This window comes from Streptomyces tubbatahanensis (genome assembly GCF_022699385.1).
Taxonomy (GTDB): Bacteria; Actinomycetota; Actinomycetes; order Streptomycetales; family Streptomycetaceae; genus Streptomyces; species Streptomyces diacarni.
The window spans coordinates 2,167,263-2,189,084 of the sequence record NZ_CP093846.1 but is presented as its reverse complement, the minus strand read 5'-3'; the positions used below and the strand labels follow the sequence as shown (position 1 = coordinate 2,189,084).

Annotated in this window: 18 protein-coding genes and 1 pseudogene; 9 read left to right on the top strand and 10 right to left on the bottom strand. The window is 71.7% G+C overall.

Annotated features, from left to right (window positions below; genetic code table 11):
- The first annotated feature begins 77 nt into the window (after positions 1 to 77).
- A complete protein-coding gene (locus tag MMF93_RS09400) occupies positions 78 to 677 on the top strand; it encodes a TetR/AcrR family transcriptional regulator (protein ID WP_242750736.1) in 600 nt (199 codons plus the stop codon).
- 169 nt (positions 678 to 846) lie between these two features.
- Here the strand turns inward: MMF93_RS09400 and MMF93_RS09395 are convergent, their stop codons facing one another.
- Positions 847 to 1,038, bottom strand: a complete 192-nt coding sequence (locus MMF93_RS09395) for a hypothetical protein (RefSeq protein ID WP_242750735.1) — start codon at positions 1,036 to 1,038, stop codon at positions 847 to 849.
- A 141-nt stretch (positions 1,039 to 1,179) separates the two neighbouring features.
- On the opposite strand from MMF93_RS09395, the gene MMF93_RS09390 reads away from it, so the two are divergent.
- From MMF93_RS09390 to MMF93_RS09380, 3 genes and pseudogenes are all read left to right on the top strand, one after another.
- On the top strand, positions 1,180 to 2,109 hold the full coding sequence (locus MMF93_RS09390) for a helix-turn-helix domain-containing protein (RefSeq protein ID WP_341483241.1): 930 nt from the start codon (positions 1,180 to 1,182) through the stop codon (positions 2,107 to 2,109).
- Positions 2,063 to 2,191, top strand: a pseudogene (locus tag MMF93_RS09385) (DUF397 domain-containing protein); the annotation flags it as partial. The gene MMF93_RS09390 and the pseudogene MMF93_RS09385, both read left to right, overlap by 47 nt.
- Positions 2,192 to 2,233: 42 nt before the next feature.
- Positions 2,234 to 2,416, top strand: a complete 183-nt coding sequence (locus MMF93_RS09380) for a DUF397 domain-containing protein (RefSeq protein WP_479685622.1) — start codon at positions 2,234 to 2,236, stop codon at positions 2,414 to 2,416.
- Between the two features lie 55 nt (positions 2,417 to 2,471).
- Here MMF93_RS09380 and MMF93_RS09375 read toward each other — a convergent pair whose 3' ends face one another.
- The 6 genes from MMF93_RS09375 to MMF93_RS09350 form a co-directional block, all read right to left on the bottom strand.
- Complete coding sequence (locus MMF93_RS09375; protein ID WP_242750733.1) at positions 2,472 to 3,269, bottom strand: endonuclease/exonuclease/phosphatase family protein; 798 nt, start codon at positions 3,267 to 3,269, stop codon at positions 2,472 to 2,474.
- A 463-nt stretch (positions 3,270 to 3,732) separates the two neighbouring features.
- The gene (locus tag MMF93_RS09370; RefSeq protein ID WP_242750732.1) at positions 3,733 to 4,368 is read right to left on the bottom strand and encodes an FMN reductase; all 636 of its coding nucleotides are present in this window, start codon (positions 4,366 to 4,368) and stop codon (positions 3,733 to 3,735) included.
- Complete coding sequence (locus tag MMF93_RS09365) at positions 4,365 to 5,516, bottom strand: LLM class flavin-dependent oxidoreductase (RefSeq protein WP_242750731.1); 1,152 nt, start codon at positions 5,514 to 5,516, stop codon at positions 4,365 to 4,367. The genes MMF93_RS09370 and MMF93_RS09365 overlap by 4 nt, the downstream gene beginning before the upstream one ends.
- Positions 5,517 to 5,693: 177 nt before the next feature.
- Complete coding sequence (locus MMF93_RS09360) at positions 5,694 to 6,776, bottom strand: phosphotriesterase family protein (RefSeq protein ID WP_242750730.1); 1,083 nt, start codon at positions 6,774 to 6,776, stop codon at positions 5,694 to 5,696.
- Complete coding sequence (locus MMF93_RS09355) at positions 6,773 to 8,158, bottom strand: DMT family transporter (RefSeq protein WP_242750729.1); 1,386 nt, start codon at positions 8,156 to 8,158, stop codon at positions 6,773 to 6,775. The genes MMF93_RS09360 and MMF93_RS09355 overlap by 4 nt, the downstream gene beginning before the upstream one ends.
- A 244-nt stretch (positions 8,159 to 8,402) precedes the next feature.
- Entirely contained in the window at positions 8,403 to 9,155 is a 753-nt protein-coding gene (locus MMF93_RS09350) for a glutamine amidotransferase (RefSeq protein WP_242750728.1), read from the bottom strand.
- A 153-nt stretch (positions 9,156 to 9,308) separates the two neighbouring features.
- On the opposite strand from MMF93_RS09350, the gene MMF93_RS09345 reads away from it, so the two are divergent.
- From MMF93_RS09345 to MMF93_RS09330, 4 genes are all read left to right on the top strand, one after another.
- Positions 9,309 to 10,331: a LacI family DNA-binding transcriptional regulator gene (locus MMF93_RS09345; protein ID WP_242750727.1), complete on the top strand. Its 1,023-nt coding sequence runs from the start codon at positions 9,309 to 9,311 to the stop codon at positions 10,329 to 10,331.
- A gap of 53 nt (positions 10,332 to 10,384) precedes the next feature.
- Positions 10,385 to 11,656 carry a M20 family metallopeptidase gene (locus tag MMF93_RS09340; RefSeq protein WP_242750726.1) on the top strand — a complete coding sequence of 424 codons (1,272 nt, stop codon included), beginning with the start codon at positions 10,385 to 10,387 and terminating at the stop codon, positions 11,654 to 11,656.
- Between the two features lie 204 nt (positions 11,657 to 11,860).
- Positions 11,861 to 13,222: a type I glutamate--ammonia ligase gene (gene glnA / locus MMF93_RS09335; RefSeq protein ID WP_114018578.1), complete on the top strand. Its 1,362-nt coding sequence runs from the start codon at positions 11,861 to 11,863 to the stop codon at positions 13,220 to 13,222.
- Positions 13,223 to 13,524: 302 nt separating this feature from the next.
- Positions 13,525 to 16,524: a bifunctional [glutamine synthetase] adenylyltransferase/[glutamine synthetase]-adenylyl-L-tyrosine phosphorylase gene (locus tag MMF93_RS09330; protein ID WP_242750725.1), complete on the top strand. Its 3,000-nt coding sequence runs from the start codon at positions 13,525 to 13,527 to the stop codon at positions 16,522 to 16,524.
- A gap of 16 nt (positions 16,525 to 16,540) precedes the next feature.
- Here the strand turns inward: MMF93_RS09330 and MMF93_RS09325 are convergent, their stop codons facing one another.
- From MMF93_RS09325 to MMF93_RS09315, 3 genes are all read right to left on the bottom strand, one after another.
- Complete coding sequence (locus MMF93_RS09325; RefSeq protein WP_242750724.1) at positions 16,541 to 17,407, bottom strand: phosphatase PAP2 family protein; 867 nt, start codon at positions 17,405 to 17,407, stop codon at positions 16,541 to 16,543.
- A 103-nt stretch (positions 17,408 to 17,510) separates the two neighbouring features.
- The gene (locus MMF93_RS09320) at positions 17,511 to 18,521 is read right to left on the bottom strand and encodes a LacI family DNA-binding transcriptional regulator (protein WP_274709439.1); all 1,011 of its coding nucleotides are present in this window, start codon (positions 18,519 to 18,521) and stop codon (positions 17,511 to 17,513) included.
- Positions 18,522 to 18,546: 25 nt separating this feature from the next.
- Complete coding sequence (locus MMF93_RS09315; RefSeq protein WP_242750722.1) at positions 18,547 to 20,271, bottom strand: glycoside hydrolase family 13 protein; 1,725 nt, start codon at positions 20,269 to 20,271, stop codon at positions 18,547 to 18,549.
- A 243-nt stretch (positions 20,272 to 20,514) separates the two neighbouring features.
- Here MMF93_RS09315 and MMF93_RS09310 point away from each other — a divergent pair, with 243 nt between their 5' ends.
- Entirely contained in the window at positions 20,515 to 21,786 is a 1,272-nt protein-coding gene (locus MMF93_RS09310) for an extracellular solute-binding protein (protein WP_242750721.1), read from the top strand.
- Positions 21,787 to 21,822: the final 36 nt, after the last annotated feature.

Genomic DNA, 21,822 nt, shown 5'->3' with positions numbered 1-21,822 from the left:
TGCGGCTCCCGTGAGACGATGGACTAAGCGGAGGGTGCTCCGCTTATGACCGTAGCACTACCGGAGGGTCCTCCGTTTTGAATCCGCCCGAGCCGCCGCCCGACCCCGCGCCCGGCCGCCCCGCCCGCGCCGACGCACGGCGCAACCGCGAAAAACTCCTCGCCGCGGCGCGCACCGTGTTCGCCACCGCGGAGGGCGCCGTCCCGCTCGACGCCGTCGCCCGCGAGGCGGGCGTCGGCATCGGCACGCTCTACCGCCACTTCCCGACCCGCGAAGCGCTCGTGGAGGCGGTCTACGCCGTCGAGTTGGACGAAGTCGTCGCCGCCGCCCCCGCGCTGCTCGCCGATCTGCCCCCCGACGCCGCGCTACGCGCCTGGCTGGACCGCTACGCCGCGTTCGTCGCCGCCAAACGCGGCCTGCTCGACACCCTCCGCGCCGGCTGGGCCTCCGGCAGCATCGCCACCCCCGACACACGGGGGCGCCTCACCGCGGCGGTCGCGACCGTCCTGGAGGCCGGAGCGCGGGAGGGCTCACTCCGTGGTGACGTCGACCCGGACGACGTCCTCACCCTGCTGCTCGGCCTCTTCCTCGCCACCCCCGCGGGCGATGCTCCGCACCGGGTCGGACCCCGGCTCGACCTCATCGTCGACGCCCTCCGCCCTCGTCCCGGCGACTGACGTCGCCGGCACGCGGCGCAGTTGGTCTCCGTACCGGTACACGACGATGGGCGGGGCGCCCTCGTGCAGCAGCAGCCGGTAGATGAACGGGGCCGGTCCCGTCACCTGGATCACCCGCCCCGTCTTCCCGGACTTCCGGTCCTGGGCCCGCTCGCCCACGGCCCACACCTCACACACTCCGCAGGCGGCGGTGCCCCTCGGCGGGTGCCTCCGGCGCGTGGTTGCGGTGCAAGTGCGCCCCGAAGAGCGCTTCGAGGTCGGCCCTGGGCCGCGGGTCGCCCGCCGCGCGGCTGATCATCGTGCGATACCACGCGCAGTCCTCGCAGGGGCGTGCCTCGCCCCCGACTTCCGATTGCTCCATCGTTCCCACCTGGCGGTCGAGTTGGTGACTCACTGTGGTGAGCACAACACGTGGAGGGCTACGATGACGCGGTATAAGTGCCATTCTTTATGGCACCTGTACCGATGAGTCCCGCTTTGCGGGCAGTGAGGGCTGGTCAGCATGGGGACGTCTCGCAAGCGCTTAGACCCTATTAATAACTCGCTGGGGCTCGGTGCAGACATCCAACGGGTCCGGAAAGCACGGAAGATCTCGCAGACGGCGTTCGCGACGGTCACCGGCTACACGCAGAGCTACGTGAGCCAGGTGGAGTCGGGCAAGATCCTGCCGTCCGTGAAGTTTGCCGAGGCATGCGACCGCACGTTCGGAACGGGCGACCTGTTCGTCCGCCAGCTCCGCCGTGTGGTCGACGGTGAGTATCCGGATTGGTTTGCGCCCTACGTTGAAGCCGAGCGAGAGGCGACCAGCATCCGGGACTTTTCCACAACGCTCATGATGGGTATGTTCCAAACGCGGGAGTATGCCCAAGCGGTGCTGGAAAGCGGTCGGTACTGGGCTCCGGAACTCGACCGGGAAGCCCTGCTTGTCACTCGCCTGAGACGTCGGGAGCTTCTGGGCCGCGCAAATCCGCTTCGACTATGGGTGGTGCTGCATGAAGCGAGCCTCTGGACGCAGGTCGGTTCGCCGCGCATCACGGCGGAGCAACTGCAACACGTGTTGAATGAGACAAGGCGACACCCGACCGTCACTGTGCAGGTGCTGCCCTTCGACGCGCGGGATGTCGCATTGACGGCACCATTCGCCATCCTGGACTACGCGGGCAACAAGACGGTTGTGCACGTTGAGGGCCCTCAAGGTGGGCGGTCTTACGAGGCGTCGGACGTCGTTTCCAGGGCGTCAGCCTTCTTCGACCAATTGCGAGCCTCAGCGTTGGAGCCGCAGGCTTCAGCGGCACTGATCAGCACAGTAAGGAGCGCACATGAGCGCGACATGGATCAGGTCCAGCTACAGCGATCAACAAGGCGGGTACTGCGTCGAGTGGGCCCCGGGTCTCGTGTCCGGCGGCGGCGTCGTCCCGGTGCGGGACAGTAAGGACGTCAACCGCGTGCCGTTGGCATTCCCACCGTCTGCCTGGACAGCCTTCATCGAGGACGTGAAGCGCGACCAGCGCTGACCCCTGCCCTCCGGGCGACGAGGAGCTCACCATGACGACGGGGTGGACCAAGTCCAGCTACAGCGACGGCCAAGGGGGCAACTGCGTCGAGTGGGCTCCGGGTCTCGTGTTCGGCGGGGCGGCGTCCCCGTGCGGGACAGCAAGGACACCGCCCGCACGCCGTTGGCGTTCTCTCCGTCCGCGTGGACCGCGTTCGTCAACGGGGTGAAGCGGACCGGCCGCTGAGCCACGGTGGCCCCGGAGGCGACGCCTCCGGGGCCACCGCACGGGGAGTAGCGCGCTATTTCTCGACCCGTACCGTCCCCTGCATCATCCAGTGGTCGCTCAGGCGGTGCTGGTTGTACTGGTCCGAGCCGCCGGTGAGGATCGGGTTGCCGTTGAGAAGGTCCCACCCGTAGTCCGAGAAGAACATGTAGTCGATCTTTCCCGTCTTCTGGGTGTCCCCGTGCTGCGGGTCCGCCTCGAAGTTGTCCTCGTACATGGGCTTGATTTCGGAGTCGTCGGGCTTGAGGTTGAAGTCCCCGCCCACGATGGTGCGGTAGCCCTTCTCCTGGTATGCCAGCAGTTGGTCGTGCAGGCTTTGCACGGTGGCCGCGCGCTGGCGTCCGTCGGGGTCGGCGCCGCCGGCGGGCAGATGCACCGTGCAGGCCAGGAACTTGTTCGGACCGTCCTTGAAGCAGGCGGCCCGTTGCGTTCCTTCCGGGCGCCCGTTGGTGCTGGGGAAGGTGAGGGTGAGGGGCTTCGGGTCTCCGCCGGGGAACTGCTTGACGGCGATGGTCACCCCGGCGTCCTTGGGCTGGTTGATGTCGGGGTCGCAGGTGAACGGCGTCTTCTTCTCGAGGTCGAGCCCGTTGACGTGGTTGACGCGCCAGTTGCCGGTGCCCGTGGCGTTGAGCTGCTTCTTGAGGTAGTTGCCGTAGTACGCCTTGCAGCTCTCGTTCATCATGACGACGGAGACTCGCGGGTCCCGCTGCACCCAGCCGGCCAGTTCGCCGACTTTCCCGTAGCGGTCGCCGAAGGACCAGTCCCAGCACGCGGTCTTGGAGGCACCGCAGATGTTCCAGGTGATGGCGCGCACGTCTGTCGGGATTGACTGCACCCGCGACGACGTGTGGTTTCTCGAGGCGTCGTTGGTGCCCGTCTCGCCGGCTACGGCCGGCGTGGCGGCCGCAGCCAGCGCCAGGGCCGCGAACGCCCCGCCTAACGCTTTGCCCCGTTTGGTGAATGTGTTCATGATCCCCCCGTTTCGTCGTGTGCTGTGCGAAGCGCCCCGATGTAATCAGTGGCATGTACACGAAGCAAGGTTCGTAGAAGTGTGAACGAAGAGTTTCGGACGCCGACCCACCTGGGTCCCTCTCGCTGAGCGCGCCCGGCGGCGAGGCGAGACGGCGAAAACGCGTCCGAAAGGGAACTGTGACGTCTCCCCCGGGCGTAGACGGACGAGGGGCCGGAGGCATCAGCCTCCGGCCCCTCGCACGGTCACCGCCCAGGGCTCAGAAAAGGCCGGGCCGGGCCCGAGGCGCCTCGGGCCCGGCCTTCGTTCAGTCTTCCTCCACCCGCAGGGCGGCGAGCTGTTGCTCGAAGGGGATGACCTCTTCTTGCTGTGGCCGGGGTCCGTCAGAGGTGCGGGGTGCGACCAGTCCCGCCAGCTCGCCGCCCGCGCGGGCGACCCGCCGGGGGAGTGACGGCGTGATGCCGTCGTCCGCCGCGGCCCAGTCGTCCGTCGCCGCGTAGACGGCCGTCGGTGCCGTCACCGTTCGCAGGTAGGAGAAGAGCGGGCGCATGGCGTGCTCCAGTACCAGGGAGTGGCGCGGGGTGCCGCCCGTGGCACCGAGAAGCACCGGCTTGCCGGTCAGCGCGTCGTTGTCGAGCACGTCGAAGAACGATTTGAACAGGCCGCTGTAGGACGCGGAGAAGACGGGCGTGACGGCGATCAGGCCGTCCGCCTCCGTCACCCGCTCGATCGCCTCGCGCAACGCCCCGCCGGCGAACCCCGTGGTGAAGTTGTGGGCGATCTCGGTGGCGACGTCCCGCAGCTCGACCGTCGTGATCTCCGCCTCGGCGTCCTGGTCGGCCAGGGCGACGCGGGTCGCCTCGGCCAGCCGGTCGGCCAGCAGCCGGGTGGAGGACGGTTCGCTCAGTCCGGCCGAGACGACGGCCAGTTTCACGGGCCTCATACGGCGGCTCCCTTCTGCTCGTCGTGGCGCGCGCCCGTGCGCGCCACGTGCGCCGCGTGCGCGGCCACCCGCGCCGCGTGCGTGGGGGCGTCCGCCGTACCGGCGGGGCGCCCGGCGGCCATCTCCTTGCGCAGCACCGGCACGACCTCCTCGCCCAGCAGGTCGAGCTGCTCCAGTACGGTCTTGAGGGGGAGCCCCGCGTGGTCCATCAGGAACAGCTGGCGCTGGTAGTCGCCGAAGGACTCGCGGAAGGTCAGGGTCTTGTCGATGACCTCCTGCGGGCTGCCGACGGTCAGCGGCGTCTGGTCGGTGAACTCCTCCAGGCTCGGCCCGTGCCCGTAGACGGGTGCGTTGTCGAAGTAGGGCCGGAACTCGTTCACCGCGTCCTGCGAGCGCCGGCGCATGAAGACCTGGCCGCCGAGACCGACGTACGCCTGCTGTCGCGTTCCGTGTCCGTAGTGCTCGAAGCGGTCGCGGTAGAGGTTGATCAGGCGCGTGAAGTGGTCCTTGGGCCAGAAGATGTTGTTGGCGAAGAAGCCGTCGCCGTAGTAGGCGGCCTGCTCGGCGATCTCGGGGCTGCGGATGGAGCCGTGCCACACGAAGGGCGGGACGCCGTCCAGGGGGCGCGGGGTGGAGGTGAAGCCCTGGAGGGGGGTGCGGAAGCGGCCCTGCCAGTCGACGACGTCCTCGGTCCACAGCCGGCGCAGCAGCGCGTAGTTCTCGATCGCGAGCGGGATGCCCTGGCGGATGTCCTGTCCGAACCAGGGGTAGACGGGTCCGGTGTTGCCGCGGCCCATCATCACGTCGACGCGGCCTTCGGCGATGTGCTGGAGCATCGCGAAGTCCTCGGCGATCTTGACCGGGTCGTTGGTGGTGATCAGCGTGGTGGAGGTGGACAGGATCAGCCGCTCGGTGCGGGCGGCGATCCAGCCGAGCATGGTCGTCGGCGAGGACGGCACGAACGGGGGGTTGTGGTGCTCGCCGGTGGCGAAGACGTCGAGTCCGACCTCCTCGGCCTTGCGGGCGATGGTCAGCATCGCCGTGATCCGCTCGTGCTCGGTCGGCGTCCGGCCCGTGGTGGGGTCGGGTGTCACGTCGCCGACGGTGAAGATCCCGAACTGCGTGGGGGTGGTGGCCGTGGCCGTCATGGTGCTCGCCGTCCTCGTGCGCTCGTCGATGAAGTAGTTGATTGTTGAACTACATCCTCGTCAATGCTCTCGGACCAGTGTGCATTCCCCGTGCCGGAGAGGCCCTGCCGACCAGTGAGAACGCCCTCCGAGGCCCTGCTGACCAGGGGGCCCCGACCCCGCGGTGACCGTGTGCGGTCAGCCGGCCGCCCCGGGGGCCAGCATGCGGGCGGGATTGCCGTGGGTCAGGCGGGTGATCAAGGCCCGGTCCAGCCCCCGGCCGGCCAGCATCTCCCCGAAGACGGTGGGCACGAAGGTGAACCCGTTGCCACCGTGCTGGGTCCACATCTGCTTCAGGAACAGATCGTGGCTGAGCAGGAGCTGCCCCGCATGCCCGCGCCGGACGAGCCGGGCGACCGCCTCGGCCGTCTGCGGAGCCGACGGGGCGGCCCCCTCCCCGGGGAAGGCGACCTCCATGCCGATCATGTCGAACTCCAGCCACACCCCGCGTGCCGCCACCGACTCCTGGTAGGCGGCGTCGTGTCCTGAGGGGTCCATGTGGGCCAGCACGACCCGCCCTGGCGCCACCCCGACCTCGTCGAGCACCAGGTCGAGCACCTCGTGCGCCCGGCGCTGCCAGCCCGGCAGGTGCAGCATCAGCGGGACGTGCGGCCGATCCAGCTGCGCCAGCGCGGCCGCCCGCACCGAGGCGCGCTCCGCCTCGGTGAACGCGGGGGAGACCCCGATCTCCCCGATGATGCCGGGCCGTACCGCGTGCGGGCCGACGCCGTGGTCCAGCTCCGCGACGATCCGCGCCGCCTGCTCCTCGGCCGCGGCGGCGATCCGCCCGCCCTCGAACCGCTCCAGATACGCGCCGCACCCCATCACGACATGGACGCCGCCGCGCTCGGCCGCCTGCCGCAACAGCTCCGGGTTCCGCCCGATCGCCGCGGAGCAGGTGACATCGACCAGGGTCCCGCCGCCGCAGTCGCGGAACGCGTCGATCTCCCGCACCACGTCGGCCAGGGGCTTGGGGGCGACGTTGTCGCGGTTGCAGTACGGGTCGTGCCGCAGCGCCCAGGCCACCGAGGCGCTCACCGGCCGCTCGGGCAGCTTCTCGGTGAAGCCGTAGGAGGGCGGGTTCCGCACTCCGGACAGGTCGTTGAACAGGTGCTCGTGCGGCAGGACGAGTCCGAGCCGGTCGGCGGGGACGGGGCCCGAGACCGTTTGGACGACCGGCCCGTACGGGGGCTGCGGGGCTGTGCTCGCGGGGGTGGTCATGACTGCTCCGCGACGTGCGTGCCGCGCGGGGCGCGGGAGGGGATCATCGCGATCCCCGCGGCGACGAGCGCCAGCACCGTACCGCCGATGGTCGCCAGGTGGATCTCTTCCCCCAGGGACGGGCTGATGGCACCGAGGATCAGGGAGCCCAGCAGCTGGCCCGCCACCGAGGAGAGCCCGAGGAGGAGCAGCCCCAGGCCGCGTACGAGCAGCGCCATGAAGGCGATCGACAGCAGCCCGAGGGCGCCGCCGGTGTACATCCACCAGGTGTCCGGCAGCGCGAAGTGCCCGGACCCGGTGCCCAGCCGGATCAGGTAGCCGATCAGCAGCACCGTGAAGCCGACCAGGAAGTTGAAGCCGATCGAGACCAGCACGGAGCCGCTGGAGCGGGCGACGGCCGCGTTGCCCGCGGGCTGCCAGCCGGCCAGCAGCCCGGCGGCGAACGGCAGCACGGCCATCACGACCGCGCCTGGCACGTGCAGGGCGGGGGAGATGGCGAGGGTGGTGGCGCCGACGGCGAGCACGGCGCCCAGCAGCCGGGGCGCCGAGACGGGCTGCTTGACCTCGGAGGTGACCCCGAACCGGTCGCAGATCACGCCGGAGATGACCATGCCGCAGATCAGGGCGATCTGGAAGACGGCGACCCCGAGAGCGCCGACGGCGATCCCCTCGGACAGGACCACGGCGCCGCCGCACAGGCCCGCCAGGTAGTTCCACCAGCCGACCTCGCCGCCGCGGATCAGCCGGGGCAGCGCCAGGGCCTGGCGGCGGGTGGCGGGCCGGGCGAAGACGAGGACGGCCATCAGGATCAGACCGCTGCCGAAGGAGATGACGGCGGCACCGTTGCCGTCGTCGATCTCCTTGCCGAGGGCACCGTTGACGGTGGACTGGAGCGGGCTGAGGGTGCCGGCCAGCACGGTCGCGACCACGAGGAGGGCGGTGGTCGCGCCGCGGGGCGTGCGCTGCCGGGGTTCGGGGGCCACGGCGGGGGCCGGGGCCGGGGGAGTCAGGTGGGTCATCGTGTCGCCGCCCTTTCGCGCTGCGTTCTGGAAGGGGACCCGGGGATGTCCGAGGGGGCCGGCGGGGAGCTCGCGGCGCCCTGCCGGAGGGGGTGACCGCGACCACGGCGCTCGCCCAGGGGGCCCCGCGTCGGGCGGGGCGGCGCTGTCGGGCGGCGCGTCCGCCGGCGCGGTGCCGAAGCTGTTACTGGCCGTGGCGGTGGCCCCGGCCGGGCCGGTGCGGGCAGGGGCGCCGGTACGGGCTGCGCCGTGGACGGTCCGCTCGGCGCCGCGCGGCAGTACCGCGCAGCCGTCGGCTTCCAGGGCGACGAGATCCCCTTCCGGGGACAGCGTACGGGTCCGCCGCGCGGTGTCCGCCGGCACCGCGACCGCCTCTGTGCCGCGCGGTGTGCGCGCCTTCCAGCGGCGGGGCCGTCTCTGGGCCGCCGGGTGCGCTCGCCTCCCCGTTACGGAGCGTGCTCGTTCCTCCGGTACGGGGTGGCCGCGCGGTACGGGGTAGCCAGGCGGTACGGGGTGGCCAGGCGGTACGGGGTGGCCGCGCGGTGTTCGGCCGCACGGCCACCCCGGGGAGGCCCGCCACCGTGCCCCGCGTGGGCGCCATGGGGGGTCACTCCGTGCTTCCGGCGAGCCAGCTCACGGCCTGGTGGAACAGCCGCCGGTAGCCCGCCCACTCGATGAACTCGGTGGGGGCCCAGTGCGGGGAGATGTCGGAGGCGAAGGCGAGCGTGCGTCCCGCGCCCTCGTCCCGTACGGCCAGCAGCGGGCGGGACTCGACGGTGGCCAGCACCCGCGCGTCCGGCTTGGCGGTCAGCTTCTGGTAGCCGAGCAGGAGGGGCCAGGTGGCGTCGAGCCCGGCGGTGACGGGGTGCTCCTCGCCGGACAGTTCGCCGGTGACCCCTTCGGGGCACTCCACGCGGTCGTCGTAGGGGAGGATCGAGACGGGCAGCACGGCCTCGACGGGGGTGTCGTGGTAGTTGGCCTTGGCCTGGAAGCCCTGGAAGCTCAGGTAGCCGCCGGCCATCGCCAGCCCGCCGCCCCGGCGCACCCACTCCGCGAGCAGCTTGAGGCGGTTGGGGAAGGGCCGCCCCTGCGCGAAGACCTGCGGAGGCAGCAGCAGGGAGTTGGCGCCGATGTCGGAGAGGATCACGACGTCGTAGGCACCGAGCTTCTCCAGCGTCTCGGGGAAGTCGGTCGCCACCGCGTGCGAGGGCAGGTGCGTGACCTGGTGCCCCTCGGCCTCCAGCGCCTCGATGAGCGGGGTGGCGCCGATTTCGAGCTGGGCGTGGGGGAAGGCGTCGTAGCCCTTGAAGTCGGTCGAGGCGTTGATCCAGGACTCGCCTGCGAGCAGGACGCGGGCCATGCTTGTCTCCTAGGTGTTGCGCAAAATTTGTGCCGTCTTGCTTGTTGTTGCGCAACGTTAGGACTGCCGTTGTGCGCAGTCAATGGGTGGAGGAAGAAAGACAGTCGGTACACTCTGGAGCCACATGCGCACACCGGCGAAGAGGAGGAGAGCGTGACCCTGGCCCGTGTTGCGCAACACGCACACGTCTCGGCGTCCACGGTGTCCCGGTACCTGCGCGGGCAGCTGAAGGTGAACCCCGAGACCGCCGGACGCATCGACGCCGCGGTCCGCGACCTGGGATACGAGGCGCCGCCCGCCGCGGCCCCGGAGCCCGCACAGGCCCCCGCCCCCGCCGCGAGCCCCGTCATCGCGCTGATCGTGCCCGACCTCGTCAACCCGTTCTTCGCCGAGCTGGCCGAGGAGATCGCCGCCACGGCCGCCGCCGGCGGGATCTCGCTCGTCGTCGGGGTCACCGGCCGGCAGTCCCGCCGCGAGGCCGGTCTGAGCGAACTCGTCGCGCGCACCGACGCGGTGGACGGCATGATCTACGTCGGCATCCACCGCCGTAACCCGCGGCTCGTCAAGGCCATCAGCGGCGGACTGCCCGTCGTCGTCCTGGACGAGGAGATCGCCGACACCTCGCAGGCCGACGCCATCTCCGTGGACAACTACGGCGGCGCCTACCAGGCCACCGCCTACCTCGCCCAGCTCGGACACCGCCGCATCGCGCACGTCGCGGGCCCGCCGGAGCTGTCCACCAGCCGCGACCGGCTGCGCGGCTTCCGCGACGCGATGCGGCACGCGGACCTGCCGGTGGACGACTCCCTCGTCCTGCACGGCCCCTACACCGAACAGTTCGGCGCCAGCACCTTCCCCTACCTGACCGGAGCCGCCGAACCGCCCACCGCCGTCTTCGCGGGCAGCGACATCGTCGCCGTCGGCATGCTCTCGGCCGCCGAACTGCACGGGTTGCGCATCCCCGAGGACCTGTCCGTCGTCGGCTGCGACGGCATCCGCGTCGGCGAGTGGCTGCGGCCCAAGCTCACCACCCTCCAGCAGCCCGTCGCCGACCTCGCCCGCTCCGCGCTCGACCTCGTCCAGGCCAGGGTCGAGAACCGGGCGGGAGAGCGCGTCACCCGCGTCTTCCCGCTGCACCTGGTCATCCGCGGCTCGGCCACGGCGCCCGGCGCCTGACGGCCGGCCCGCCGCGGCACCCGTCCCCCTCGGTACCGACAAGGGAGCCCCGCATGCCCGACACCCGGCCGCCCCACCCGTCCCAGTCCATAGCCGCGCTCTCCGCCGACCCGCCCCGCGAGCCGCTCGCGCTCGCCCGGCGCCTGATCACCCTGGACACCCGGGGCGGCAACGAGAAGCCCGCCGCGACCCTGCTCGCCACGCTGCTGGACGACGCGGGCTTCGCCGTGCGCCTCGACGAACCGGAGCCCGGCCGGGCCAACCTCGTCGCCCGGTACGGAACGGGCACCCCGCTCACCCTGACCGGACACCTGGACACGGTGCCCGCCGACCCCGCCGGCTGGTCCTTCGACCCGCTCAGCGGCCAGGTGCACGGCGACCGGCTGCGGGGCCGGGGCAGCAGCGACATGAAGGCCGGGGTCGCCGCCCTCGTCTGCGCCGCGCTCGATCACGTGGCCGGGGCCGGGGCCCCGGAGGGGGCCGGGCACGCCGGGGCGCGGGCCGCCGCGCTCCAGCTCGTCTTCACCTTCGGTGAGGAGACCGGCTGCGACGGGGCGCGGCACCTGACGGACCTGGCGCCCAGCCCCGCGCTGCTGGTGGCCGAACCCACCGGCAACCGGCTCGTCCTCGGGCACAAAGGCGCCCTGTGGCTGCGGCTCACCGCGCACGGGCGCAGCGCCCACGGCTCCCGCCCCGAGCTGGGCGAGAACGCGCTGGTGGCGCTCGCCGCCACCGCGACCCGTCTGCACACGCACGACGCCTGGCCCGTCAGCCCCACGCACGGCCCGGTCACCGTCAACCCCGGCGCCTTCCGCGCCGGAGTGCAGCCCAATCTGGTGCCCGACCACGCGGAACTCGACCTCGACATCCGCACCGTTCCCGGCTTCGGCACCGAGGACGCGCTCGCGAAGGTCGGCGCACTCGCCGCACCCGGCACCCGCATCGAGCGTCTCCTCGACCTGCCCAGTATCGCCACCGACCCGTCCGGCCCACTCGTCGCACGGCTCGCCACCGCGCTGCACGGCACGGCGCTGCACGGCACGGCGGCGGGTGCGGGCGGCGCAGGTGGCGCCGAGGGCGCCGGTGACGCAGGTGGCCGTGACGGGCGTGACGGGCGGGTGCCGGTGGCGGACTACGCCACCTACTTCACCGACGCGTCCGTGCTCGCCGGGAAGCTCGGCTCACCTGCGGTACTCCTGCACGGTCCCGGCGACCCCGAACAGGCCCACACCACCGACGAGACCTGCTCGGTGGACAAGCTCCACGCGGCGACCGACGCCTACCGCCGGCTGCTCGCCGCGTGGCGCGAGCAGCCCGCCGCCTGAGCGTCTCCGGCGCGTAGAGCACCCGGGACGCGACGCGGCGGCGGCCCGGAACGCCGGTGTCTGGTGCAATGGGCGTGGGGCACCGTCAACACGTGTGCAACCTGCGGGAAACTGTGCGGCGGGACGCTAGGAGGTGTCACCGACGCAACCTCGGCCATACGGACCGGGGAGGCTGACCGGACCAGCGAGGATGGGTGATTGCCGATGGACAAGCAGCAGGAGTTCGTGCTCCGCACGCTGGAGGAGCGGGACATCCGGTTCGTCCGGCTCTGGTTCACCGACGTCCTCGGCTTCCTGAAATCGGTGGCGGTCGCGCCCGCCGAGCTGGAGCAGGCGTTCGACGAGGGGATGGGCTTCGACGGCTCCGCCATCGAAGGCTTCGCCCGCGTCTACGAATCCGACATGATCGCCAAGCCCGACCCCGGCACCTTCCAGATACTGCCGTGGCGCGCCGAGGCCCCCGGGACCGCCCGGATGTTCTGCGACATCCTCATGCCCGACGGTTCACCCTCCTACGCCGACCCCCGCTACGTCCTCAAACGCGCCCTCGCCAAGGCCTCCGACCTTGGCTTCACCTTCTACACCCACCCCGAGATCGAGTTCTACCTGCTCAAGGAGAAGCCCGTCGACGGCACCCGGCCCGTCCCCGCCGACTCCTCCGGATACTTCGACCACACCCCGCAGAACGTCGGCATGGACTTCCGCCGCCAGGCCATCACCATGCTGGAGTCCATGGGCATCTCCGTCGAGTTCTCCCACCACGAGGGGGCACCGGGCCAGCAGGAGATCGACCTGCGCTACGCCGACGCGCTCTCGACCGCCGACAACATCATGACCTTCCGCCTCGTCATGAAGCAGGTCGCGCTGGAACAGGGCGTCCAGGCCACCTTCATGCCCAAGCCGTTCTCCGAATACCCCGGCTCCGGCATGCACACCCACCTCTCCCTCTTCGAGGGCGACCGCAACGCCTTCTACGAGTCAGGTGCCGAATACCAGCTCTCCAAGGTCGGCCGCTCCTTCATCGCCGGCCTCCTCAAGCACGCCGGCGAGATCTCCGCCGTCACCAACCAGTGGGTCAACTCCTACAAGCGCATCTGGGGCGGGGCGAACCGGACGGCGGGCGAGGGCGGGGAGTCGCCCTCCTACATCTGCTGGGGCCACAACAACCGCTCCGCGCTGGTGCGCGTGCCCATGTACAAGCCCGGCAAGACGGGCTCGACCCGCGTCGAGATGCGGTCGCTGGACTCCGGAGCCAACCCCTACCTCGCCTACGCGGTGCTGCTCGCCGCCGGGCTCAAGGGCATCGAGGAGGACTACGAGCTGCCCGCCGGGGCCGACGACGACGTGTGGGCGCTGTCCGACGCGGAGCGGCGCGCCATGGGGATCGAGCCGCTGCCGCAGAATCTGGGCGAGGCCATCAGTGCCATGGAGCGGAGTGAGCTGGTCGCTCAGACGTTGGGGGAGCACGTGTTTGATTTCTTTTTGCGGAACAAGAAGCAGGAGTGGGAGGAGTATCGGTCTGAGGTCACTGCGTTCGAGCTCCGCAAGTCGCTCCCCGTGTTGTGAGTTTGCCCTTTTCGGGGCTGCGCCCCTGGCCCCATGGTCTTCCCCTTCTTTCGTGAGGGTGCCCTCGGCCGTGGTTGGGGCGCTCCGCCCCCAAACCCCCGGGGCCTCGCCGGCCGGGCGTTGGGGCGGCTCCGCCCCCCAACTGCCCCCCGCTACGGGGGGCTCCGCCCCCCCTAGGAGCCCCCTGGGGGAGAGCCGGCTCCCTCTTGAGTGAGGTGGGGCGGTGGTTGTGGGCGGGTGGTGGGCTCTTGGGGAGGGGGAAACAATAGGTCACCCAGGGTGAGAGGTGTCGAGGAGTGAGCGTGGCACAAGGTGGGCGGAGGCCCACGGCTTATGGGCGGCTGTTGCGGCGTGGGTTCACGGATCCCGCCGCGGCCACGCGGCTGTTGGACAGTCCGTCGTTGGCGTCCGTGCGCGACGACGCTCTTTTTCTGGACGCGCTGGGGGCCACGGCCGATCCGGATCTGGCGCTGCTGGGGCTGCTCCGGCTCGTCGAGGCGCTGGAGGCGGAGGAGGACCCGCAGGTTCTTCTGGGTACGCTTCTGACCGCGAAACCGTTGCGTGACCGGCTCCTCGGTGTGCTCGGGGCCTCGGACGCGCTGGCCGATCACCTGGCGCGTCACCCGCACGACTGGCAGGCGCTGGCGACGTACGAGTCCGCCGATCTGCACCCGGGCATCGAGGAGTTCGAGGCGGCGCTGCGTCAGGCCGGTGACCGCGACACGCTGCGCGTCGCGTACCGCAGGGCGCTGCTGGGCATCGCGGCCCGCGACGTGTGCGGCACCAACGATCTGGCGCACACCGCCGCGCAACTCGCCGACCTGGCCACGGCCACGTTGCGCAGGGCGCTGGCGCTGGCGCGGGGGGCGGCGCCCGAGGACGCGGCGGCCTGCCGGCTGGCCGTCGTCGGCATGGGCAAGGCGGGCGGCAACGAGCTGAACTACGTCTCGGACGTGGACGTCATCTTCGTGGCGGAGCCGTGCGGTACGGGCGGTGTCCGAGACGAGGCGGAGGCGCTCAGGGCGGCTACGCGGGTCGCGGCGAACATGATGCGGATCTGTTCGGACACGACCGGTGAGGGCACGATCTGGCCGGTGGACGCGAACCTGCGTCCCGAGGGCAGGAACGGGCCTCTCGTGCGGACCCTCAGCAGCCACCTGGCCTACTACCAGCGCTGGGCGAAGACGTGGGAGTTCCAGGCGCTGCTCAAGGCCCGGCCGATGGCGGGCGACGCGCAGCTGGGCTACGAGTACGTGGACGCGGTGACGCCGCTGGTGTGGCAGGCGGCCGAGCGGGAGAACTTCGTCACCGACGTACAGCAGATGCGCCGCCGTGTCGTCGCCAGCATCCCCGCCGCGCAGGTGGAGCGGGAGCTGAAGCTGGGGCCCGGCGGCCTGCGGGACGTGGAGTTCGCCGTGCAGCTGCTGCAGTTGGTGCACGGCCGCAGCGACACGACGCTGCGCAGCCCCAACACGCTCGACGCGCTCGACGCGCTGGCCGCCGGGGGCTACGTGGGGCGGCAGGACGCGGCGGCGCTCGACGCGGCCTACCGCTTCCTGCGCACCATGGAGCACCGCATCCAGCTCTACCAGCTGCGCCGTACCCACCTGATGCCCGACTCCGAGGCGGACCAGCGGCGGCTGGGCCGCTCCCTCGGCTACCGCAGCGAGCCCGTCACCGAGCTTCACAAGGCGTGGCGGCGGCACGCCTCGGCGGTGCGGCGGCTGCACGAGAAGCTGTTCTACCGGCCGCTGCTGGACGCGGTCGCCCAGCTGGAGGCCGGTGAGGAGCGGCTGTCGGCCCGGGCGGCCCGCCAGCGCATGGAGGCCCTCGGATACGCGGACCCGGCCTCGGCGCTGCGCCACCTGGAGGCGCTGGCCTCGGGCGTCAGCCGCAAGGCCGCCATCCAGCGCACCCTGCTGCCGGTGCTGCTGGGCTGGTTCGCCGACTCCGCCGACCCGGACGCGGGTCTGCTCGGCTTCCGCAAGGTCTCCGACGCGCTCGGCAAGTCGCCGTGGTACCTGCGGCTGCTGCGCGACGAGGGGGCCGCCGCCGAGAACCTGGCGCGCGTGCTGTCCGCCGGGCGTTTCGCCCCCGACCTGCTGTTGCGCGCCCCCGAGGCCGTCGCTCTGCTGGGGGACGAGAACGGGCTGCGGCCCCGCTCCCGGGACGCGCTCTTCCAGGAGACGCTGGCCGCGGTGGGCCGTGCGGAAGGGGCGGAGGCGGCCGTCGCGGCGGCGCGCGGTGTCCGCCGCAGGGAGCTGTTCCGTACGGCCGCCGGCGACCTGATCGGCGCCTACGGCACGGAGGGTGTGGCCCAGCAGGAGCCGGGCGCCGCTTTGGACCGGGTCGGCGACGCGCTCACCGACCTCAACGCGGCCACGCTCGCCGGCGCCTTGCGCGCGGCCGTACGCGCGCAGTGGGGTGACGAGCTGCCCGCCCGGTTCGCCGTCATCGGCGTCGGCCGCTTCGGCGGCCACGAGATGGGCTACGGCTCCGACGCCGACGTCCTGTTCGTGCACGAGCCGCGCGAGGGCGTGAGCGAGCACGAGGCGGGCAAGGCGGCGTTCGCGGTCGCCACCGAGATGCGGCGGCTCCTCCAGCTGCCCAGCACCGATCCGCCGCTGGTGATCGACGCCGATCTGCGCCCCGAGGGCAAGTCCGGAGCCCTGGCCAGGTCGCTGAGTTCGTACGCCGCCTACTACGAGCGCTGGTCGGTGGTGTGGGAGAGCCAGGCGCTGCTGCGGGCCGAGTTCGTGGCGGGCGACGCCGGGCTCGGGGAGCGGTTCGTGGAGCTGATCGACCCGCTCCGCTACCCGGCGGGCGGGCTCGGCGACGACTCCGTACGGGAGATCCGCCGCCTCAAGGCCCGGATGGAGAGCGAGCGGCTGCCGCGCGGCGCCGACCCGACGACCCACGCCAAGCTGGGGCGCGGCGGGCTCACCGACGTGGAGTGGACGGTGCAGCTGACGCAGTTGCGGCACGGGGCCGAGGTGCCCGGGCTGCGGACCCCCCGGACGCGGGAGGCGCTGGCCGCGGCCCGGGAGGCCGGGCTGATCGGGGCGGACGATGCCGAGGTGCTCGACGAGGCGTGGGTGCTGGCCTCCCGGGTGCGCAACGCGGTGATGCTCGTGCGCGGGAGGCCGGGTGACACCTTCCCCTCCGAGTCGCGGGAGCTGGCCGCCGTCGGCCGTTACCTCGGCTACGAGCCCGGCCACGTGGGAGAGATGCTCGACGACTACCGCCGCGTCACGCGCCGCGCCCGCGCGGTGGTCGACCGCCTCTTCTACGACGCGGAGTGACCACGCCGGGGCAGGCTCACGCGGGGGCGGCGGCCCACCTCGGCAGGCGGTAGGAGACGCGGCCGTACCACGCGAAGGAGAGGGCGAAGCCGAGGGCGAGGCAGAGGAGGCCGCCGACCGCGTCGAGCCAGAAGTGGTTGGCGGTGCTCACGATGACCAGCAGGGTCGTCGCCGGATACAGGGCGCCCAGCACCTTGACCCAGACGGGCCGCGCCAGCATGGCGATGGTGATGCCGCACCAGACGGACCACCCTATGTGCATGGAGGGCATGGCCGCGTACTGGTTCGACATCTGCGCCAGGTTCCCCGAGGCCATGGAGCCCCACGTCTCGTGGACGTTCACCGTGTCGATGAAGTGCCCGCCGCCCATCAGCCGCGGCGGCGCCAGCGGGAAGAGGTAGTAGCCGAGCAGCGCCGACCCCGTCGTGGCGAAGAGGACCAGCCGGGTCGCGGCGTACCGCCCGGGGTGGGCGCGGTAGAGCCACACCAGCACGCCGATGGTCACCACGAAGTGCAACGTGGCGTAGTAGTAGTTCATCGAGACGATCAGCCACGTCACCCCGCCTATGGCGTGGTTGACGGAGGCCTCGACGGCGATGCCGAGGGTGTGTTCGGTGCGCCAGATCCAGTCGGCGTTCCGCAGCGCTTCGGCACGCTGCTCCGGGACGGCGTTGCGGATCAGGGAGTACGTCCAGTAGCTGATCGCGATGAGGGCGATCTCGAACCACAGGCGAGGGTGCCGGGGGGAGCGCCACCTGGCCAGGGCGCTTCTGCGGGGGCGGGCGTCCTCGCTCGTCCCCGAGCGCGCAGGGGTGTGCTGCGCCGCGGCTTCGTCTGTCTCGTGCCGGGTGTCTTCTTCGGTCCTCGTGGTCGGTACCCCCATAGAGCGACAGTCTGCCAGACGGGGTGAACCGGCCGATCATCCTGCGGTCGGGTCTTGGCCCACGCGCCTCCACCCCGCGGTGGAGGCGCGCGTGGAAGGGTTCTCAGGGATGCCTGCGGGACGCGGTGGATCCGCGTACCACCAGCTCAGGCAGGAAGACGAACTCGGTGTGCGGTGCGGGGGTGCCGCCGATCTCCTCCAGCAGGGTGCGGACGGCGGCCTGCCCCATCGCGGTCACCGGCTGCCGGATCGTCGTCAGGGGCGGGTCGGTGAAGGCGATGAGGGGGGAGTCGTCGAACCCGATGACGGAGACGTCGTCGGGAACGGCGAGCCCGCGCTGCCGGGCGGCGCGGATCGCGCCGAGCGCCATCATGTCGCTGGCGCACACGACGGCGGTGCACCCGCGCGCCAGCAGCTCGCCCGTGGCGGCCTGGCCGCCCTCCAGCGTGTAGAGGGAGTGCTGGATCAGTGGCGCGCAGTCCGTCGCGAAGCGCTCGCGCATGGTCCGGGTGAAGCCCTCGATCTTCCGCTGGACGGGGACGAAGCGCTCGGGGCCGAGCGCGAGGCCGATGCGCTCGTGGCCGAGGGAGGCCAGGTGGGTGACGGCCAGCCGCATGGCGGCCCGGTCGTCGGGGGAGACGAAGGGGGCGCGCACGCCCGCGGAGTAGCCGTTGACCAGGACGAAGGGGACGCCCTGGCCGTGCAGCCTCTCGTACCGTCCGGTGTCGGCCGTGGTGTCGGCGTGCAGCCCCGAGACGAAGATGATCCCGGCCACGCCCCGGTCGACCAGCATCTCCGTCAGCTCGTCCTCGGTGGAGCCGCCGGGCGTCTGGGTGGCGAGCACGGGCGTGTAGCCCTGCCTGGTGAGGCCCTGCGCGATCACCTGCGCGAAGGCCGGGAATATCGGGTTCTCCAGCTCGGGCGTGATCAGTCCCACCAGGCCCTCGCTGCGGCGGCGCAGCTTGACGGGGCGCTCGTAGCCCAGGACGTCGAGCGCGGCCAGGACGGATTCGCGGGTGGCCGCGGCGACGCCGGGCTTGCCGTTGAGGACCCGGCTGACCGTGGCTTCGCTGACCCCCGCCTGCGCTGCGATGTCAGCTAGCCGTGCGGTCACAGGACTGGACCTTACCGGCAGCGCCTCACGCTGCCCACCAGGTGCAGGAATTCGCCGGGATCCGCAGCCGCCCCGCACCCGCCCCGGCCTCCATGGACTCCCGCGACTCCCCGGGCGCCGAGCACAGCAGCAGCTCGCCGGGCGCGGCCGCCTCCACCGCCTCGTCGCGGGTGTTCAGGACGCACACCAGTCCGGGACGGGAGAGGGCGAGCACACCCTCCGGTGCGGTCAGCCACTCCATCGCGCTGTCACCGAGCCCCGGCCGCAGCCGCCGCAGCCGCAGCGCCGTGCGGTACAGCTCCAGCGTGGAGAGCGGGTCGCCGGTCTGCGCCTCGACGGACAGCGACCGCCACTCCTCCGGCTGGGGCAGCCAGCCGCCGTCCGGGCCGAAGCCCAGCGAGGGGCCTTCGGCCGTCCACGGCATGGGGACCCGGCAGCCGTCCCGCATCCCCTCCTGCCCGTCGGTGACGGCGCCCTCGGCGCCGCGGGAGAAGGCGGGGTCCCTGCGCGCCTCGTCGGGCAGGTCCCGCACCTCGGGCAAGCCCAGCTCCTCCCCCTGGTAGAGGTAGGCGGATCCGGGCAGCGCGAGCATCAGCAGCGCGGCGGCGCGCGCCCTGGCGAGCGAGCCCAGGCGGGTGCGGTGGCGCACCACGTCGTGGTTGGACAGGACCCAGGTCGTGGGGGCGCCGACGGTGGTGGCCGCGGCCATGGACTCCTCGATGACGCGGCGCACCTCCTCCGCGTCCCAGCCGGCTTGCAGAAAGTGTAAGTTGAACGCCTGATGGCACTCGTCGGGGCGCACGTACCGTGCCAGGCGTTCCGCCGTGGGCGCCCACGCCTCGGCGACGCAGATCCGGTCGGGCCCGTAGGACTCCAGCAGCCTGCGCCAGGCCCGGTGGATGGCGTGGACGCCGTCCTGGTCGAAGAACGGCAGCACCCGGGTGCCGATCATGCGGGCCTGCTCGCCCGCGCCGACGTCGGGCAGTCCCTCGGCCTTGACCATGCCGTGCGCCACGTCGATGCGGAACCCGTCCACCCCCGTGTCCAGCCAGAACCGCAGCACCGAGTCGAACTCCTCGTGGACGCGCGGTGCGCGCCAGTCGAGGTCGGGCTGGTGGGCGGAGAACAGATGCAGGTACCACAGCCCCTCCTCGCCCGGCACCCGGCTCCACGCGGGGCCGCCGAACAGGGACTCCCAGTCGTTCGGGGGCTCCTGGCCCGCCGTGCCCCTGCCGCGCACGAAGTGGTAGCAGGCCCGCGCCCCGGCGTCGCCCGCGAGCGCCCGCCTGAACCACGGGTGCGCGTCGGAGGTGTGGTTGGGCACGAGATCCAGCAGGACGCGCAGCCCGAGCGTGTGGGCCTCGGAGACCAGTTGCCTGGCGTCGTCCAGGGAGCCGGAGCGCGGGTCGACGGCGCGGTAGTCGGACACGTCGTAGCCGCCGTCGATCTGCGGCGAGGCGTAGAACGGTGTCAGCCACAGCGCGTCCACGCCGAGCCCGGCCAGGTGCGGCAACCGCTGCCGTACGCCCGGCAGGTCGCCGACCCCGTCGCCGTCGCTGTCGGCGAACGAGCGGACGTAGACCTGGTAGATGACGGCGTCGCGCCACCAGCCGCGCGGGCGCGTGTGGGCGTGGTCCGCGTGCGCGGGACCCGCGTCGACGGCGTGCTGGGAGTCGGTGCGTTGGGAGTCGGCGTGCTGGGAGCCGGTGTGCTGCGGGTCGGTGTGCCGGTTGGTGGCGTGCTGGGGCACGGGTGTTCCCCTTCGGGTGCGACCGGGGCCGAGGCGGGGGGCGAAGTGTGGCAAGCCGGTGTCAAGGGTCACAACGCGGACAGGTGCCCGGAGTTACGTGGTCCGCGTGCACGCGCGGCAGCCCACCCGTTCCCTTGCAGAAATTTGCCGCAAGCTCTTTCAATCGCGGGGCGCCGCTGTTACGTTCCTCCGCAGCCGAGCGCCGCTCACGGCGCGCGCTCTCACCTGGCGGAGGGATCGGACATGCGGCGTGGCATAGGCGCCACCGCGCTGATAGCGGGACTGGCTCTTGCGGCAACGGCTTGCGGCGGCGACGCGGACGGCGGCAACGCCTCCAGCGGCGCGATCGAAGGGACCGTCACCTTCTGGGACACCTCGAACGAGGGCGAGAAGGACACCTACAAGAAGATCGCCGAGGACTTCGAGAAGAAACACCCGAAGGTGGACGTGAAGTACGTGCACGTCAACTTCGGTGACGCCAACCAGAAGTTCAAGAACGCCGCAGGCGGCAACTCCGGCGCCCCCGACGTGATGCGCACCGAGGTCGCCTGGGTCGCCGACTTCGCCAACCTCGGCTACCTCGCCCCCCTCGACGGCACCCCGGCCCTGCACGACGAGGACGACTACCTCAAGACGGCGGCGGGCTCCACGAAGTTCGAGGGCAAGACGTACGCCGTCCCGCAGGTCACCGACACCCTCGGGCTCTTCTACAACAAGCGGCTGCTGAAAGAGGCGGGCGTGAAGGTGCCCACCTCCTTCGCGCAGCTGAAGAAGAACGCCGAGAAGATCAAGGACGAGACCGGCGCCACCGCGCTCTACCTGCGCGGCGACGACCCCTACTGGTTCCTGCCCTACCTCTACGGCGAGGGCGGCGACCTCCTCGATCCCCGGCACAAGAAGGTCACCGTCGACGACGAACCCGGTGTGCGCGCCTTCGCCACCATGAAGGACCTCGTCGACTCCGGTGCGGCGGTCACCGACACCAGCGACGGCCAGGAGAACGGCATGAAGGCCTTCCAGGACGGCAAGGTCGCCATGATCATCGACGGCCCTTGGGACCTCGCCCTCGCCCGCCAGGGCAAGGAGTTCAAGGGCGGCAAGAAGGACAACCTCGGGGTGGCGGCCGTCCCGGCCGGCAGCAAGGCGCAGGGTGCGCCGCAGGGCGGCTGGAACCTGTCCGTCTACGCCGGCACCGAGAACATGCGGGCCTCGCAGGAGTTCGTCAAGTACATGAGCAGCGCCGAGGTGCAGGCCCGCACCACGAAGGAGCTGTCACTCCTGCCCACGCGCAAGTCCGTGTACGCCAAGCCCGCGGTGCGCGGCAACGAGATGGTCGAGTTCTTCCGGCCCGCGGTCGACAAGGCGGTGCAGCGGCCGTGGATCGCCCAGGGCAACGCGCTGTTCGAGCCCATCAGGGTCGGCGTCGACGGGGTCCTCGCCGGCGGCAGGTCGCCCCACAAGGCCGCGCGGGACGTCGGGGACGAGTTCCGCAAGCTCCTGAAGGACTACAAGTAAGGGGCCACTCCCGGGGGCCGGAAACGGGCCGCCCCG